The organism is Nocardia sp. NPDC057668 (assembly GCF_042799795.1).
In the GTDB taxonomy this organism is placed as follows: Bacteria; Actinomycetota; Actinomycetes; order Mycobacteriales; family Mycobacteriaceae; genus Nocardia.
The window spans coordinates 2,816,753-2,830,725 of sequence record NZ_JBHVIC010000001.1 but is presented as its reverse complement, the minus strand read 5'-3'; the positions used below and the strand labels follow the sequence as shown (position 1 = coordinate 2,830,725).

General features: G+C 67.1%; 14 protein-coding genes and 2 rRNA genes. 10 read left to right on the top strand and 6 right to left on the bottom strand.

Annotated features, from left to right (window positions below):
• The 7 genes from ACFVBH_RS12925 to ACFVBH_RS12895 all read left to right on the top strand — a co-directional run.
• Nucleotides 1-1,029: ribosomal RNA gene (locus tag ACFVBH_RS12925) — 23S ribosomal RNA — on the top strand; the annotation flags it as partial.
• A gap of 124 nt (nt 1,030-1,153) precedes the next feature.
• Nucleotides 1,154-1,270 (top strand): 5S ribosomal RNA (gene rrf, locus ACFVBH_RS12920).
• 153 nt (nt 1,271-1,423) lie between these two features.
• Nucleotides 1,424-2,104 (top strand): endonuclease NucS, encoded by a 681-nt coding sequence (gene nucS, locus ACFVBH_RS12915; RefSeq protein WP_354984681.1) that lies wholly within the window; start codon nt 1,424-1,426, stop codon nt 2,102-2,104.
• Between the two features lie 10 nt (nt 2,105-2,114).
• Nucleotides 2,115-2,420: an ATP/GTP-binding protein gene (locus ACFVBH_RS12910; RefSeq protein ID WP_379001532.1), complete on the top strand. Its 306-nt coding sequence runs from the start codon at nt 2,115-2,117 to the stop codon at nt 2,418-2,420.
• Nucleotides 2,421-2,540: 120 nt separating this feature from the next.
• Nucleotides 2,541-3,017, top strand: a complete 477-nt coding sequence (locus ACFVBH_RS12905) for a hypothetical protein (protein WP_379001530.1) — start codon at nt 2,541-2,543, stop codon at nt 3,015-3,017.
• Between the two features lie 118 nt (nt 3,018-3,135).
• Nucleotides 3,136-3,576 carry a hypothetical protein gene (locus tag ACFVBH_RS12900; protein ID WP_379001528.1) on the top strand — a complete coding sequence of 147 codons (441 nt, stop codon included), beginning with the start codon at nt 3,136-3,138 and terminating at the stop codon, nt 3,574-3,576.
• A gap of 16 nt (nt 3,577-3,592) precedes the next feature.
• Nucleotides 3,593-4,027, top strand: a complete 435-nt coding sequence (locus tag ACFVBH_RS12895; protein WP_379001526.1) for a hypothetical protein — start codon at nt 3,593-3,595, stop codon at nt 4,025-4,027.
• 121 nt (nt 4,028-4,148) lie between these two features.
• On the opposite strand, the gene ACFVBH_RS12890 is transcribed toward ACFVBH_RS12895, so the two are convergent.
• A complete protein-coding gene (locus ACFVBH_RS12890) occupies nt 4,149-5,123 on the bottom strand; it encodes a hypothetical protein (protein ID WP_354984676.1) in 975 nt (324 codons plus the stop codon).
• 86 nt (nt 5,124-5,209) lie between these two features.
• Nucleotides 5,210-5,680 (bottom strand): methylmalonyl-CoA epimerase, encoded by a 471-nt coding sequence (gene mce / locus ACFVBH_RS12885; protein ID WP_379001524.1) that lies wholly within the window; start codon nt 5,678-5,680, stop codon nt 5,210-5,212.
• A gap of 113 nt (nt 5,681-5,793) precedes the next feature.
• Here mce and ACFVBH_RS12880 point away from each other — a divergent pair, with 113 nt between their 5' ends.
• The 3 genes from ACFVBH_RS12880 to ACFVBH_RS12870 all read left to right on the top strand — a co-directional run bounded on the left by ACFVBH_RS12880 (nt 5,794) and on the right by ACFVBH_RS12870 (nt 8,488).
• A complete protein-coding gene (locus ACFVBH_RS12880; protein WP_354984675.1) occupies nt 5,794-6,975 on the top strand; it encodes an acetyl-CoA C-acetyltransferase in 1,182 nt (393 codons plus the stop codon).
• Between the two features lie 228 nt (nt 6,976-7,203).
• Entirely contained in the window at nt 7,204-7,578 is a 375-nt protein-coding gene (locus ACFVBH_RS12875; protein WP_379001522.1) for a DUF3817 domain-containing protein, read from the top strand.
• 58 nt (nt 7,579-7,636) lie between these two features.
• On the top strand, nt 7,637-8,488 hold the full coding sequence (locus ACFVBH_RS12870) for a tetratricopeptide repeat protein (protein WP_354984688.1): 852 nt from the start codon (nt 7,637-7,639) through the stop codon (nt 8,486-8,488).
• Nucleotides 8,489-8,596: 108 nt separating this feature from the next.
• Here the strand turns inward: ACFVBH_RS12870 and ACFVBH_RS12865 are convergent, their stop codons facing one another.
• From ACFVBH_RS12865 to ACFVBH_RS12850, 4 genes are all read right to left on the bottom strand, one after another.
• The gene (locus ACFVBH_RS12865; RefSeq protein ID WP_379001520.1) at nt 8,597-8,845 is read right to left on the bottom strand and encodes a hypothetical protein; all 249 of its coding nucleotides are present in this window, start codon (nt 8,843-8,845) and stop codon (nt 8,597-8,599) included.
• A 101-nt stretch (nt 8,846-8,946) separates the two neighbouring features.
• Nucleotides 8,947-11,148 (bottom strand): 1,4-alpha-glucan branching protein GlgB, encoded by a 2,202-nt coding sequence (glgB, locus tag ACFVBH_RS12860; protein WP_379001518.1) that lies wholly within the window; start codon nt 11,146-11,148, stop codon nt 8,947-8,949.
• A complete protein-coding gene (locus tag ACFVBH_RS12855; RefSeq protein ID WP_354984671.1) occupies nt 11,145-13,148 on the bottom strand; it encodes an alpha-1,4-glucan--maltose-1-phosphate maltosyltransferase in 2,004 nt (667 codons plus the stop codon). The genes glgB and ACFVBH_RS12855 overlap by 4 nt, the downstream gene beginning before the upstream one ends.
• Nucleotides 13,149-13,222: 74 nt before the next feature.
• On the bottom strand, nt 13,223-13,882 hold the full coding sequence (locus ACFVBH_RS12850) for a PaaI family thioesterase (RefSeq protein WP_379001515.1): 660 nt from the start codon (nt 13,880-13,882) through the stop codon (nt 13,223-13,225).
• Nucleotides 13,883-13,973 lie beyond the last annotated feature (91 nt).

Here is a 13,973-nt window from a genome sequence, read left to right as displayed (position 1 = left end):
TGGCGAAGCTGAGAATTTAAGCCCCGGTAAACGGCGGTGGTAACTATAACCATCCTAAGGTAGCGAAATTCCTTGTCGGGTAAGTTCCGACCTGCACGAATGGCGTAACGACTTCTCAGCTGTCTCAACCACAGACTCGGCGAAATTGCATTACGAGTAAAGATGCTCGTTACGCGCGGCAGGACGAAAAGACCCCGGGACCTTCACTATAGCTTGGTATTGGTGTTCGGTACGGTTTGTGTAGGATAGGTGGGAGACTTTGAAGCGGGTACGCCAGTATTCGTGGAGTCGTCGTTGAAATACCACTCTGATCGTATTGGACCTCTAACCTCGGACCATGATCTGGTTCAGGGACAGTGCCTGGTGGGTAGTTTAACTGGGGCGGTTGCCTCCCAAAATGTAACGGAGGCGCCCAAAGGTTCCCTCAGCCTGGTTGGCAATCAGGTGTCGAGTGCAAGTGCACAAGGGAGCTTGACTGTGAGACCGACAGGTCGAGCAGGGACGAAAGTCGGGACTAGTGATCCGGCACCGGCAAGTGGAAGCGGTGTCGCTCAACGGATAAAAGGTACCCCGGGGATAACAGGCTGATCTTCCCCAAGAGTCCATATCGACGGGATGGTTTGGCACCTCGATGTCGGCTCGTCGCATCCTGGGGCTGGAGTAGGTCCCAAGGGTTGGGCTGTTCGCCCATTAAAGCGGCACGCGAGCTGGGTTTAGAACGTCGTGAGACAGTTCGGTCTCTATCCGCCGCGCGCGTCAGAAACTTGAGGAAGGCTGTCCCTAGTACGAGAGGACCGGGACGGACGAACCTCTGGTGTGCCAGTTGTCCTGCCAAGGGCACGGCTGGTTAGCTACGTTCGGAAGGGATAACCGCTGAAAGCATCTAAGCGGGAAGCCTGTTCCAAGATGAGGTTTCTCACCCCCTTGAGGGGTTAAGGCCCCCAACAGACCATTGGGTTGATAGGCCAGAACTGGAAGTGCGGTAACGCATGTAGGTGACTGGTACTAATAGGCCGAGGACTTACCAACAAAGAAGCTACGCGTCCACTGTGCGGTATCTGAAACAACACACAGATCACCGAGAAGACTTGAACCCGAACACCATTCGTTGTGGGCAGGGGGAGGGGCTCTCTGTGTGACAGTTTCATAGAGTTACGGCGGCTATAGCGGTGGGGAAACGCCCGGTCCCATTCCGAACCCGGAAGCTAAGGCCACCTGCGCCGATGGTACTGCACTCGACAGGGTGTGGGAGAGTAGGTCACCGCCGGAACATCATTCACAAAGACCCCCAGCTTCGGCTGGGGGTCTTTGTCGTTTCCGGGGCCGTTTGCCGGCGAATGGCGAAAAGCGTTTCGCGAAGTCCCCGGGCATTCAGAGCGCGGTTGCATTACAGGTGGTTATGCCGCTGGCATAGACTCGACCGGTGCGCCTTGTAATAGCTCGTTGCCAGGTCGATTACGTTGGCCGTCTGACCGCCCATCTGCCCATGGCTCGCCGCCTGATCATGATGAAGGCGGACGGGTCGGTGCTGGTGCACTCCGACGGCGGCTCGTACAAGCCGCTGAACTGGATGAGCCCGCCCTGCTGGGTGGAGGAGCGCGACTCCGAAGCCGAAGCGGCGAAGCATCTCTGGGTGGTCACCAACAAGGCCGGCGAAGAGCTGCGCATCAGCATCGAGGAAGTCGAGCACGATTCCAAGCACGAGCTGGGCATCGATCCCGGTCTGGTGAAGGACGGTGTGGAAGCGCACCTGCAGGAGCTGCTGGCCGAGCACATCGAAACCCTCGGCGCGGGATACTCGCTCATTCGCCGCGAATACATGACCGCGATCGGCCCGGTGGACATCCTGTGCCGCGACGCGGACGGCGCCACGGTGGCGGTGGAGATCAAGCGCCGCGGCGAGATCGACGGCGTCGAGCAGCTGACCCGCTACCTGGAGTTGCTCAACCGCGATCCCCTCATCGCTCCCGTCACGGGCGTCTTCGCGGCCCAGCAGATCAAGCCCCAGGCGAAGGTGCTTGCCACCGATCGCGGAATCCGCTGTCTCACCCTGGATTACAACGCCCTACGTGGCACCGACAGCGACGAATTCCGGCTCTTCTAGGTTCCATGCCATGCCCCGCCGGAAGCCTCGCCCCAAGTCCTCCCAGGCGCGGTCCCAACCGGAACCGCGCCCGATCGGAGATGTCTTCGGCCGCACCGAAGACGGCCCCGGCGGCGACGACTACATAGTCCGCACCATCCCCGGAACGCGGGCCACCAAGCACTACCGCTGTCCGGGCTGCGATCACGAGATCCCGCCCGGCGTAGCCCATCTGGTGGCCTGGCCCGCCCACGGCGGCGAGGACGACCGCCGCCACTGGCACACCGGCTGCTGGAAGGGCCGCCACACCCGCAGCATCACCCGCCGCTGGTCCTAGCCCCGAAAAGCAGGGGCACCGGTTTCGTTCTGTGCCACAGCATCGCTCGCTACTCTCCCAGTGAAATTGAAGTACATGCATTTCACCTGGGAATGCTGTGGGATCGAACAGAGGAATCGGATGAGCGTGCGCCGAATCAGCCTGGGGCTGAGCACCTTCGCGGTGGTCGCGGTCAGCGTTGTCATGGGAAGCCCGGTGGCTTCCGCGGATATCACGGAGCTGTGGGTAACCACCGATACGAGCGCACACTGGCCGGGCCGGATCTTCAACGATTGGGACGCGACCGCGCGGCTGAGCCCCTGCAACACACTGCCGGTCCATTTCACGGACAACGGCAAGCCGATGCCGGGCAGTCCGGTGACCCCCGATTGTGTTACACAGCCGGGCGATGCCAATGTCTCGATCGCATTCCGCCCGACGACATTGGGTACCCATCGCGTCGTCGCGACCCAGCTGAATCCGGACGGCTCGGTCGCGAGCACATCCGTCCGCGAGGTGAACGTCGACTGCCTGCCGCCCCTCGCCGACCACAGCATAGGGTGCCGCTTCGGCTCCGGAAGCTTCGAGCATCTGGGTTCCGGAAGTTTCGGTAGCTGATCATGACAACGAATCGAATTGTCCTGGTGGCGGCCGCTTTCGCAGTTTCCTGACCTCGGGTCACCCCGGCGCCGACCGACATCGCGGCGCGGGTTCTATTTTCTCTTGGAGATTTGTCATGCGAAAAAACCGAATCGCCGCGGCCGTCGCGGGATTCGCCGCTCTTGCCGCAGTCTGGGCGGGGGCGCCCTCCGCTTCCGCCGACATCGTCGACCTGGACATCCAGTATCGGACGATCGAAGGGTCCGAATTCTTGGTGGTCACCGTCAAGACGGATGACTGCCAGCCGGTGTATCTCTACGCCGACGGCGAGTACTTCGTCAACGGGCCGCTCATTCCACAGAATCCGGCCAATACGCCCTGCACGCCCGGGACGCATGAGGGCTGGCTGGTGTGGAAGCCGAAAAAGCTCGGTATCTATCAGGTTGTCGCCGAGCAGCAGGACAGCCAGTTGAATGTCACCAGCACGATGTCCAGGCATTTCAATGTGATCCACATTTCGTGCGACAAGCCCAAGACCGCCAGCGGCGACTGTCCGTCGACCTCCGGCAGCTTCTGAAGACATGGGGTTGGAAATGAGAACGAATCGAATCGTGTTGGCGGCGGCCGGATTCGCGGGCGTAGCCGCGATCTGCGCGGGGACCCCCGTCGCGTCCGCGGATATCACCGGCGTCACCGCCCATTACGGGGTGTTCGATCTGAGCTGGGGCGGCTCGATCGCCGTGACCACCACCGACTGTTCACTGGTGCGCATCACGGTCGATGGCAAGTATCTGCCGAGTGACCCGTTCGTCCCGGTCAGCACGCGCTTCTCCGGGGAAGCGTGCATCCCGGGGGCGACCAATTACGTAGATGTCGGGTGGCAGCCGTCGACTCCCGGCAGGCACCGCATCGAGGTGGTCCAGCGGGACGCCGACGGCAAGGTCATCAGCACGAAGTCCATCGACTACAACGTGGAGTGCCCGACCGGGATGTCCGGCGGCTGTCGAGGGAACACCGGCAGCTTCTAGTCGGGAGCGTGCCCGGGCTTGCGAGCCGGGCCCGGTATCGCGCCCCATACATAAGGAAGACCGCCCCCGGACCGGGGGCGGTCTTCGTGCTTCGTTGAACGGGTGTCGCCCGGTCGGAGGACTAGCCGGAGATGTCGGCGTTCTCGCGCTCATCCTCGACGAGGTCGTCGTCGCGGACATCGAGGGCCTTGCGGTTGCTGGACTTGCTACCCAGCGAGCGGGGCTCGGGGGAGCCGTCGAGCAGTTCGCTCTCGCGGTTGACCGCGGCGAGCATGGCCGGCACGGAGTCGAGCTGGCCGCGAATGCCGAGCAGCTGGGCCAGGACGCGGCCGCGCAGCACGCGCATCTCCTCGGCAAGTTCCTTGGCGTGCGCGATCTTGCGATCGGCGGTGTTGGTCGCCGAGGTGATGAGGCGGTTGGCCTCATCGGTGGCGTCTTTGATTCGCTGGGCGGCCTCGGCGCGCGAGGTGGCCTCGAGCTCTTCCATGGCGCGGGTGAGCTTGGTGCGGCGCTCGGCCATGGTGACCTCGAAGTCCTGCTGCGCGGCCTTGCGCTTGGCCTCGGACTCCTTGGTGAGGCGATCGGCCTCGGCGTTGGCGGCCTCGACGATCTTGTTGGCCTCGGAGCGGGCGTTGGCGAGGGTCTGCTCGAACTCGATCTCGAGGGCTTCGCGCTTCTCCTTGGTCTCCGAGAGCAGCGACTCGTACTTGCCGCGCATCTCGGTCGCCTGCTGCTCCGCGATGGAGATCATCTCGGCGGCCTCGGCCTGCGCCTGGGCGCGGACCTCGGAGGCCTCGTCGGAGGCCAGGCGGAGCATGCGGGAGATACGATCCGACATGCCTTCGGCGGTGGTCGGCGGCACGGAGAGACGATCGACCTCCTTGCGCAGCTCATCGATCTCGTCGCGCGCGTCCTCCAGCTGGGCTGCCAGGTTGCGTGCCTGTGCTGCGGCGGCATCGCGATCGGTCGCGGTGACCCTCAGCTCGGCGTCGAAACGGTCGAAGTAGTTACGCACCTCATCACGGTCATAGCCCTTCCGCACGACGGTAAAGGGCAGCGCAACGAAGCGATTACGATCGGGCTCAGTGGACGACATGGCACACAAACTACAGCCTGTCGACCACTGATGGTGACCCGACCGCGAATGTTGTTACAGCCTCTTTAGGCTCGCGGAAGTCGGTACTAGTGGGTAGTTTTCGCGGCAGGTTCGACGAGTTCGACCAGCACACCGCCAGCATCCTTCGGGTGGATGAAATTGATGCGCGAACCGGCCGTGCCACTGCGGGGCTCGTCGTACAGCAAACGCAAGCCCCGTGAACGCAGATGCGTGGCGACGGCCTCGACATCGGTGACCCGGTACGCGAGCTGCTGCAGGCCAGGCCCGTTTCGATCGATGAACTTCGCGATGGTCGACGCGTCGTTCAGCGGAGCCAGCAACTGCAAGGCAACAGTTCCCGCCGGAGCGCCCGCATAGGACAGCATGGCCTCGTGCACGGCCTGCGCCTCGTTGATCTCGCGATGCGTCTCGACCATCCCCAGATTGTCCCGGTACCAGGCCACCGCCGTATCGAGATCGGGCACGGCGATACCGACGTGGTCGATCGCGGTGATGTATTCGGTGGGGATGAATTCGGTGTTCTCGGTGGTGCTCACCCTGGCAACGGTAGCGCGCACCTGAGGAAGGTTGTCCGGGTCGGTCGGGTTACCTTTGAGTAGGGCTCCGATGGTTGGCGGAGCCACGACAATCGACGTAAGCGAGGCACATCGTGACCACCACCGTCATCGTCTCCGGCGCGCGCACCCCGGTGGGCAGGCTGCTCGGATCGCTGAAGGACTTCAGCGGCTCCGATCTCGGCGGCATCGCCATCAAGGCGGCCCTGGAGAAGGGCGGCGTCGCGCCGGAACTGGTCGACTACGTGATCATGGGGCAGGTGCTGACCGCGGGCGCGGGCCAGATCCCGGCCCGGCAGGCCGCCGCGGCCGCCGGCATCCCGATGGACGTCCCGGCGCTCACCCTGAACAAGGTGTGCCTGTCCGGCATCAACGCGATCGCGCTCGCCGATCAGCTCATCCGCGCGGGTGAGTACGAGGTCGTGGTGGCCGGCGGCCAGGAGTCCATGTCCCGGGCCCCGCACATGCTGGAGAAGAGCCGTGAGGGCTTCAAGTACGGCGACGTGACCCTGCGCGACCACATGGCCTACGACGGCCTGCACGACGTGTTCACCGATCAGGCCATGGGCCTGCTCACCGAGCAGAAGAACGACACCGAGCCGATCAGCCGCGAGGCGCAGGACGCCTTCGCCGCCGCCTCGCACCAGAAGGCCGCCGCCGCGTGGAAGAACGGCCTGTTCGAGGACGAGGTCGCCCCGGTCTCGATCCCGCAGCGCAAGGGCGATCCGGTCGTCTTCAACGCCGACGAGGGCATTCGCGCCGACACCACCGCCGAATCGCTGGGCAAGCTGCGCCCGGCGTTCCGCAAGGACGGCACCATCACCGCGGGCTCCGCCTCGCAGATCTCCGACGGCGCGGCCGCGGTGGTCGTGATGAGCAAGGAGAAGGCGCAGTCCCTGGGCCTGAGCTGGATCGCCGAGATCGGCGCCGCCGGTGTGGTCGCCGGACCGGACTCCACCCTGCAGGATCAGCCCGCCAACGCCATCGCGAAGGCCTGTGCGCGCGAAGGCATCTCGCCCGCCGACCTGGATCTGGTCGAGATCAACGAGGCGTTCGCCGCGGTCGGCCTCGCCTCCACCGCGAAGCTCGGCATCGACCCCGAGAAGGTGAACGTCAACGGCGGCGCGATCGCGATCGGTCACCCGCTGGGCATGTCCGGCGCCCGCATCCTGCTGCACCTGGCCCTCGAGCTGAAGCGCCGCGGCGGCGGCGTCGGCGCGGCCGCCCTCTGCGGCGGTGGCGGCCAGGGCGACGCCCTGATCATCCGCGTGCCCTGAGCATCGGCCTGATAGCCACCGCCCCGGTTCGTACTACGAACCGGGGCGGTGTCGTGCTCGGGGGAGGCGGATGCTCCGGCCTGGGTCGGTGCGGCCGCTCACCTGGGACCCGGGGGTCCGGGGGCTGGGCACCCGGAATCCCCCCTTCTCCCGGGTCCCGGGGTGGAACCCCGGGTGCCGAACGCATGTGACCAGCTCCACGACACAGCGTCGTAGTAGTCCGGCACAATGGGGGCCGTGAATATCTTCGATCTGAGCACCATTGCCAAACGGTTCCGATTCGTCGCGGTGCTCGAGGCGGTGTCCTGGGCCCTGCTGATCGTCGGCATGATCTGCAAGCGGCTCGACGAGCCGATCATGTGGCCGGTGAAGGTGTTCGGCATGTTCCACGGCGCGGTGTTCGTGGCGTTCCTGATCGTGGCGCTGCTCGCCGCGCGGGAACTGAAGTGGCCCTGGTGGGTTGCGCTGCTCGGGCTGGCGTCGAGCATCCCGCCGTTCTTCACGGTCCTGTTCGAGCTCTGGGCCGCGAAGTCCGGTCTGCTCGGCGAGCTGAGCACCGGCCGCCGGACCGAACCTGCGAGCCCCGCACCCGTTCGTTCGTGACAGACTGGATGTCGTGACTCGACCCGCACGACGACCCTCTGCCGCCGCAGCTGCCGCCATGTCCGGCGCGGTGGACCTGTCCGCACTGAAGCAGCCGGTAGCCACGGATGTTCCCGGCGACCACGCTGTCACCGAGGCCGATTTCGAGCACAAGGTGCTGCGCCGTTCGACGCACGTGCCGGTGGTGGTGGTGCTGTACTCGCAGCGCAGCCCCGGCAGCGTCGAACTGGTGAAGCTGCTCGAGCGGCTGTACGCCGACAACGGCGGCGAATGGGATCTGGCGACCATCGAGGCCGAGGCCAACATGCGCATCGCGCAGGCCTTCGGCGTGCAGGGCATTCCGACCGTGGTGGCCGTGGCCGCCGGTCAGCCGCTCGCCGATTTCACCGGTAATCAGCCCGAGCCCCAGGTGCGCCAGTGGCTCGCGGCCGTGGTGGACGCGGTGCGCGGCAAGCTCGAGGGCGGCGCGCCCGAGGCCGAGGCCGAAGCCGAGATCCCCGAGGACCCGCGCTTCGTGGCGGCCGAAGAGGCTTTGGAGCGTGGCGATTTCGACACCGCCGTCGCCGCTTACAAGGCGATCCTGAACGCCGAGCCGGCCAATGCCGAAGCCAAGGCCGCGCTGCGCCAGGTGCAGTTCATCGCCCGGGTGCAGGAGGTCGATCCCGAGGCCGTCGCCAAGGCCGCCGCCGATCCGAGTGATCTGGACGCCGCACTGGCCGCCGCCGATCTGGAGATGTTCAACCAGCAGCCCGAAGCCGCGTTCGATCGCTTGATCGCGCTGGTCAAGCGCACGGCGGGCGACGACCGCACCCGGGTCCGCACGCATCTGCTGGAACTGTTCGAGCTCTTCGATCCGGCCGAGCCGATCGTCACCGCCGCGCGCCGCAAGCTGGCCGCGGCACTGTACTGATTCCGGCGGCTTCCGCTGCGCCGCACGGTCTTTCGGTACCACGACAGCGAAACGGGCCCCTGCCGCATACCGCGGCCGGGGCCCGTTTCGCGTGCACCCCGCTGGGAACTAGGCGGCGGGGGTGTCCGGGGTGGTCGGCGTCGCCGGGGCCTTCGAGCTGCCCGCGATCAGCTTCTGCACCAGGTCGGTGAGCGTGGTCGCCGAGGAGCCGGTGCCGTTGGGGTTCGGCTCGCCCGGCGCGATCTCGGCCACCGGCGCCAGCGCGACCTGCGCGTCGGCGGCGGCCGTACCGGCCGCGCCGCCGATGATTCCGGCGGCAGCCGCACCGATGATCGCGACAGTGCTCAGCTTCTTCATCAAGATTCGTTCCTATCCCATGAGATTCGATTGACGCCCCGACGGGAGCCAGTTCACTACACGGGAAAGCCTTTGGGCAGACCACACATTCGGTGGCACGGCTATTCGGGTGCGCGCGCGGATCGCGGCCTGGGCCGCGTCGCCGCGGCGGGCGGGTCGACCGGCACGAACCACACGCCGCTGGTGGGCGGCAGGGTGAGCACCGCCGAGGCGGGCCGTCCGTGCCAGGGATCGGCGGTCGCGGTGACCGCGCCGAGGTTCCCGATTCCGTTGCCGCCGTAGGCGACAGCGTCGGTGTTGAGGATCTCGCGCCACACCCCCGCGCCGGGCAGGCCGACGCGATAGTCCCGGTGCTCGGCGCCGGAGAAGTTGTAGACACAGGCCAGGATGGATCCGTCGGTGCCGTAGCGCAGGAACGACACCACGTTGTTCTCGCGGTCGTCGGCGTCGATCCAGGAGTAGCCGCCGGGCGAGGTGTCCTGGCTCCACAGCGCGGGGGTGGCGGTGTAGGCGGCGTTGAGGTCGCGCACCAGCAGCGCGATGCCCCGGTGCAGCGGATTCTCCAGCTCGTGCCAGTCCAGCCCGCGATCGTGGTTCCATTCCCGGAACTGGCCGAATTCCTGTCCCATGAACAGCAATTGCTTGCCCGGGTGCGCCCACATGTAGGCCAGCAGCGCTCGCACCCCGCCGGCCTTGGTGAAATCGTCGCCGGGCATCCGGGTCCACAGCGTGCCCTTGCCGTGCACGACCTCGTCGTGGCTGATGGGCAGCACGTAGTGCTCGCTCCAGGCGTAGGTGAGCGAGAAGGTGAGTTCGTTGTGGTGCCAGGCGCGATGCACGGGGTCGTGGCCGAGGTAGCCGAGCGTGTCGTGCATCCAGCCCATGTTCCACTTCATGGTGAATCCGAGCCCGCCGACCTCGGTGGGGCGGGTGACCCCGGGCCAGGTGGTGGACTCCTCGGCGACGGTGACCACGCCGGGATGGTGTTTGTGCACGGTCGCGTTCATCTCCTGCAGGAACGCCACCGCCTCCAGATTCTCCCGGCCCCCATGGATATTGGGTTCCCAGTCGGGCCGCGAGTAGTCCAGGTAGAGCATGGAGGCGACCGCGTCCACGCGCAGGCCGTCGATGTGGAACTCCTCGATCCAGTACCGCGCGTTGGCGACCAGGAAGTTCCGCACTTCGCGTCGGCCGAAGTCGAAAACGTAGGTGCCCCAGTCGAGTTGCTCGCCCCGGCGCGGGTCCGGATGCTCGTACAGGGCGGTGCCGTCGAAGCGGGCCAGCGCCCACTCGTCGCGCGGGAAGTGCGCGGGCACCCAGTCCAGCAGCACCCCGATGCCTTTCCGGTGCAGGTGATCGACGAACCAGCGGAAATCGTCCGGGCCGCCGAACCGCGCGGTGGGGGCGTAGTAGGAGGTGACCTGGTATCCCCAGGATCCGCCGAACGGGTGTTCCGCGACCGGGAGCAGTTCGACATGGGTGAAGCCCTGGCCCGCAACGTATTCCGCGAGCCGTTCGGCCAGCTCGCGATAGCCGAGCCCAGGCTGCCAGGAACCGAGGTGCACCTCGTACACGCTCATCGGTGCGCGGGTGGGATCCCGGCGTTCGCGGGCACGGACCCAGTCTTCGTCGCCCCAGGCGAAGCCGGTCGCGGTGACGACCGAGGCGGTGGCGGGCGGCGTCTCGGTGGCGAACGCCATGGGATCGGCGTGATCGACCGTGCGCCCGTCCGCGCCGTGCACCCGGTACTTGTACTTGTCGCCGGGCTCGATCCCGGGCAGGAACAGCTCCCACACCCCGGAGCCGCCCAGCCGGCGCATGGGCGCGGTGTGCCCGCTCCACCCGTCGAAGTCGCCGATGACCGTGACCCCGCGCGCGTTGGGCGCCCACACCGCGAACGAGGTTCCGGTGACCTCGCCGTCCAGGGTGGCATAACGCCGCGGATGCGCGCCGAGCACTTCCCAGAGTCGTTCGTGGCGGCCCTCGTTGAACAGGTGCAGATCCAATTCGCCCAGGGTGGGCAGGAATCGGTAGCCGTCGGCGTCGATCACCGTGCGCCCGCCCGCGTAGACGGCGACGACCCGGTAGTCCCACAACCCGTCGAAGGGCAGGACGGTTTCGAAGACGCCGTGCCCGATGTGCTCGAGCGGCAGGTCCTGCTCGCCGACGCGCGCGTGCACCGTGGCGGCGTGCGGGCGCAGCACCCGCAGCACGGTGCCCTCGGCGTGCGGGTGCGCACCGAGCACCGTATGCGGATCGGGATGGGTTCCCGCGGCCAGCAGCAGCAGATCGCGCCGGTTCATCCGAAGGATCTGCGATGGGCGAGTTCGGTGCGGGCCGCGGCGGGCACCGGGGGCAGCGTCAGGATGTGGGCGACCGCGCGCGCGGGGTCCAGTCGCACGTAATTGCTCTGGCCCCAGTGGTATTGCTCGCCGGTGATCTCGTCCAGCACTACCGGCCGGTCGTGCCATTCGCGGCCGATCGCGGGCAGATCCAGTGCGACGGAACCCTGTTCGGCGCCGAAGGGGTTGAGGTTCACCACGACCAGCACGGCGTCCCCGGTGGTGGGGTCGAACTTGGAGAAGGCCAGCAGCGCGTCGGAGTCGGTGTGGTGGAAGTGGATGCATCGCAGCTGCTGCAGTGCCGGGTGGGCGCGGCGGATCTCGTTGAGCCGGGTCAGCAGGGGAGTCAGCGATTCGCCGCGCGCGTCGGCGGCGGTGAAGTGGCGCGGGCGCAGCTCGTATTTCTCCGAGTTCAGGTACTCCTCGCTGCCCGGCTGCACCGCCTGGTGCTCGAACAGCTCGAATCCCGAGTACACGCCCCAGGTCGGTCCGAGGGTGGCGGCCAGCACCGCGCGAATCGCGAACATGCCGGGGCCGCCGTGCTGCAGGCTCTCGTGCAGGATGTCCGGGGTGTTGACGAACAGATTCGGCCGGGCCTCATCGGCTTTGGCGGCCAGTTCGCGGCCGAACTCGGCGAGTTCGTGTTTGTGCGTGCGCCAGGTGAAGTAGGTGTACGACTGGGTGAACCCGCGCCGGGCCAGGCCGTAGAGCCGGGCCGGGCGGGTGAACGCCTCGGACAGGAAGATGATCTCCGGGTTCCTGCGGTGGACCTGGGCGATCAGCCATTCCCAGAAGTCGGCGGGCTTGGTGTGCGGGTTGTCGACCCGGAAGATGGTGACGCCCAACCGGATCCAGTGCCGCACCACCCGCAGCACCTCGGCGTACAGCCCGTCCGGATCATTGTCGAAATTGACCGGGTAGATGTCCTGGTACTTCTTGGGCGGGTTCTCGGCGAAGGCGATGGTGCCGTCCGGCAGCGTGGTGAACCACTCCGGATGCGTGCGCACCCACGGGTGATCCGGAGCGCACTGCAGCGCCAGGTCGAGAGCCACCTCCATGCCCAGATCGCGTGCGGCCGAGACGAATTCCACGAAATCCGCCTCGGTGCCGAGCTCGGGATGGATGGCGTCGTGCCCGCCCTCGTCCGCGCCGATGGCCCACGGCGAGCCGACGTCGCCGGGTTCGGCGGACAGGGAGTTGTTGCGGCCCTTGCGATTCACCCGGCCGATCGGATGCACCGGCGGCAGGTAGACCACGTCGAACCCCATGCCCGCGATGCGCGGCAGATCCCGGGCGGCGGTGGCGAAGGTGCCGTGCACCGGCTTGCCCGCGGCGTCCCAGCCGCCGGTGGAGCGGGGGAAGAACTCGTACCAGGCTCCGACCAGCGCGCGCCGGCGCTCCACCAGGACGCTGAACTGCGGTCCCCGCGTGACCAATTCGCGCAGCGGGGTCTCGCGCAGGATCTCCGCGACCTCCGCGCCGAAGGCGGCGGCCACCCGGGCGGGCAGCTGGGCGTCCCCGCGCAGCGCGGTCGCCGCCGCGTGCAGCACCTCCCACTGCCGTTTGGGCACGGCCTGGGCGGCGCGGTCGAGCAGGCGGGCCCCGATCTCCAGGTCGTTGGCCAGATCCACCGCGCTCTGGCCGACCGCGAGCTTGGCCTCGACCGTGGCGCGCCACGTGGTGAGCGGATCGCTCCAGCCCTCGATGCGATAGGTCCACAGCCCGGCCTCGCCCGGGGTGAACACGCCGTTGAACACGTCGGGCTGATATTCGGGCGTCATGCGAATGCGCTGGGTGCGCGAGGAACCGGGCGCACGGACCGCCAGGGTGGCCGCGACCGCGTCGTGCCCTTCGCGCCAGACGACGGCGCGCACCGGGAAAACCTCCCCGACGACGGCTTTGCTCGGCCTGCCCCCGGGAATCGCGGGGGCGGTGTCATCGATGGCGATGCGGCCGGTCACCCCACGAACCTACTGGGTTGCCGGGTTCGCGCCGCGTTCCGGGCGCGTAGAGCCGATCGGGCGCGGCGGAAGAACTACTGCTGGCCGGGCTTCAGGAGCAGGAACAGGCCGTGGGCCTCGGCGCAGAGGCGGTCGCCGTCGTGCATGGTCGCGCGGACGAAGACCTTGCGGCCCTCCACGCGCTCGACCCAGCCGTGCACCGCCAGTTCGGTGTTCAGCGGGGTGATGGCGCGGTAGTCCACGTGCAGGTACGCGGTGCGGGTGACCGCGCGGGTGTGCACGGCCGCGGTCATGCCGAGCAGGTCGTCGAACCCGAGCCCGATGTGCCCGCCGTGCGCGGCGTTGTTGCCGCCCAGGTGGAAGGTGCGGAAGGTGATGCGCGCGTGCACCCCGTCCTTGGACGCGGAATCCACCAGAAACGGCGGCAGCGTGATGTTGCCGCGCGAGGGCAGGTCGGTGCGATGCCAGGTCGGGGCGGACCATTCGTCGGTCACCACGGTGTCGAGCTTGTCGTTGAGCTCTTTCAGAGTGGCGATGGCGTCGAGCGCGATCTCGTCGGTCGGGTTGGCCAGGCGCACCTTGTCCATCAGGGTGCGGACCTGATCGACGAACTCGCCGTAGTGCGGCCCGCCGACGGTGAAGTCGCGCCCGAGGTCCGCGATCGGGCGGAAGCCACCTTCGTGATGCTCCGCGGTGGGCACGGCGTCAACCGCCTCGACCTGCTGTTCGCTCATGAGAACACGTTATCGGTTGCCCGGAGGATGCTCCCGCCCGGGCTCGTTGCCGAGCCCGTTCACGGCCCGTCTCGTTCTGGACCGAGTGGAG

Bases quoted from the DNA above. Each gene is read 5' to 3' on its own strand.
- ACFVBH_RS12910 (WP_379001532.1), top strand. From the start codon at position 2,115: ATGCCCCGCCGGAAGCCTCGCCCCAAGTCCTCCCAGGCGCGGTCCCAA.
- ACFVBH_RS12905 (WP_379001530.1), top strand. From the start codon at position 2,541: ATGAGCGTGCGCCGAATCAGCCTGGGGCTGAGCACCTTCGCGGTGGTC.
- ACFVBH_RS12900 (WP_379001528.1), top strand. From the start codon at position 3,136: ATGCGAAAAAACCGAATCGCCGCGGCCGTCGCGGGATTCGCCGCTCTT.
- ACFVBH_RS12895 (WP_379001526.1), top strand. From the start codon at position 3,593: ATGAGAACGAATCGAATCGTGTTGGCGGCGGCCGGATTCGCGGGCGTA.
- ACFVBH_RS12890 (WP_354984676.1), bottom strand. From the start codon at position 5,123: ATGTCGTCCACTGAGCCCGATCGTAATCGCTTCGTTGCGCTGCCCTTT.
- ACFVBH_RS12875 (WP_379001522.1), top strand. From the start codon at position 7,204: ATGGGGGCCGTGAATATCTTCGATCTGAGCACCATTGCCAAACGGTTC.
- ACFVBH_RS12870 (WP_354984688.1), top strand. From the start codon at position 7,637: ATGTCCGGCGCGGTGGACCTGTCCGCACTGAAGCAGCCGGTAGCCACG.
- ACFVBH_RS12865 (WP_379001520.1), bottom strand. From the start codon at position 8,845: ATGAAGAAGCTGAGCACTGTCGCGATCATCGGTGCGGCTGCCGCCGGA.
- glgB (WP_379001518.1), bottom strand. From the start codon at position 11,148: ATGAACCGGCGCGATCTGCTGCTGCTGGCCGCGGGAACCCATCCCGAT.
- ACFVBH_RS12850 (WP_379001515.1), bottom strand. From the start codon at position 13,882: ATGAGCGAACAGCAGGTCGAGGCGGTTGACGCCGTGCCCACCGCGGAG.